At 72.9% G+C, this 1,525-nt stretch carries 1 protein-coding gene; it reads left to right on the top strand.

Annotation, left to right across the window (positions count from 1 at the left end):
• The coding region (gene aceB / locus AB0H87_RS41710; protein ID WP_360159384.1) for a malate synthase A at positions 1 to 1,390 on the top strand (1,390 nt) is incomplete at its 5' end.
• Positions 1,391 to 1,525: the final 135 nt, after the last annotated feature.

The following is a 1,525-nucleotide window of genomic DNA, read 5'->3' as shown; positions in this document are numbered from 1 at the left end:
CAACGGGCGCGCGTTCGTGCGGGGCCTGCTCGCCGGGGACGTCAACGACCCGGTCCGGCAGGTGGCCCCGCCGGCGCCGGGCCTGGTCGACCGGCGGGTGGAGATCACCGGCCCGCCGGAGCGGAAGATGACCGTCAACGCGCTCAACTCCGGTGCCCGCGTCTGGCTGGCCGACTTCGAGGACGCGCTCGCGCCGACGTGGGACAACCTGATGGGCGGCCAGGCCAACCTGATCGCGGCGCTGGACGGCGAGCTCGACTTCGTAGCGACCGGCAAGCATTACGCGGTCGGCCCGGACCCGGCGACCATCGTGGTCCGGCCGCGCGGCTGGCATCTCGCGGAGAAGCACATCGTGGTCGACGGCCGGCCGATCTCGGCGAGCCTGGTCGACTTCGGGCTCTACTTCTTCCACTGCGCGCAACGGCAGATCGACGCGGGCAAGGGCCCGTACTTCTACCTGCCGAAGCTGGAGAGCCACCGCGAGGCCCGGCTGTGGAACGACGTTTTCGTCTTCGCGCAGAACTACCTCGGCATCCCGCAGGGGACGATCCGGGCGACGGTGCTGATCGAGACGATCACGGCGGCGTTCGAGATGGACGAGATCCTCTGGGAGCTGCGCGAGCACGCCGCCGGGCTCAACGCCGGCCGCTGGGACTACATCTTCAGCATCATCAAGCAGTTCGGGAACCGGGCGGACTTCGTGCTGCCGGACCGGGCAGACGTGACGATGACGGTGCCGTTCCTGCGTTCGTACACCGAGCTGCTGGTGAAGACCTGCCACCGGCGTGGCGCACACGCGATCGGCGGCATGGCGGCGTTCATCCCGAGCCGCGACCCGGCGGTCAACGAGGTCGCGTTCGGCAAGGTCCGCGCCGACAAGGAGCGCGAGGCCGGCGACGGCTTCGACGGATCGTGGGTGGCGCACCCCGGCCTGGTCGACACGTGTGAGGCGGCCTTCACCGCCGTGCTCGGCAGCCGGCCGCACCAGCTCGAGCGACGCCGGGACGAGGTCGCGGTCAGCGCCGACGAGCTGCTCGCCGTCGACCTGACGCCGGGCGCGGTCACCGCCGCCGGACTGCGGTCCAATGTGGCCGTCGCGTTGCGGTACTTCGACAGCTGGCTGCGCGGCATCGGCGCCGCCGCCATCTTCGACCTGATGGAGGACGCGGCCACGGCGGAGATCGCGCGCTGCCAGGTCTGGCAGTGGGTCCACCACCGCACCCCGCTGGCCGAGGGCGGCGCGGTCACCGAGGACCTCGTGCGGTCCATCGTGGACGAGGAGGAGGCCGGGCTGCGGCCCGCGGCCGCGCGGATCTTCCTGGAGACCGCGCTCGCCGAGGAGCTGCCGGCGTTCTTCACACCTGAGGCGTACGCCCGATATCTGGTCTAGCCGGTGATCCCGGCGGCAGTGGCCCTGGCGGGGAACGGCACGGCAGCCCGCCCCCGCCCCCGCCCCCCCCCCCCGGGGCGCGGCGCCCCCCCCGCGCCCCCCCCCCCCCGCCCCCCACGCCGGTGCTCTGCCTCC

The organism is Asanoa sp. NPDC050611 (assembly GCF_040654855.1).
GTDB lineage: Bacteria > Actinomycetota > Actinomycetes > Mycobacteriales > Micromonosporaceae > Asanoa.
Note: the sequence above shows the minus strand (reverse complement) of the source record. Positions and strands in the feature narration are given on the sequence as shown.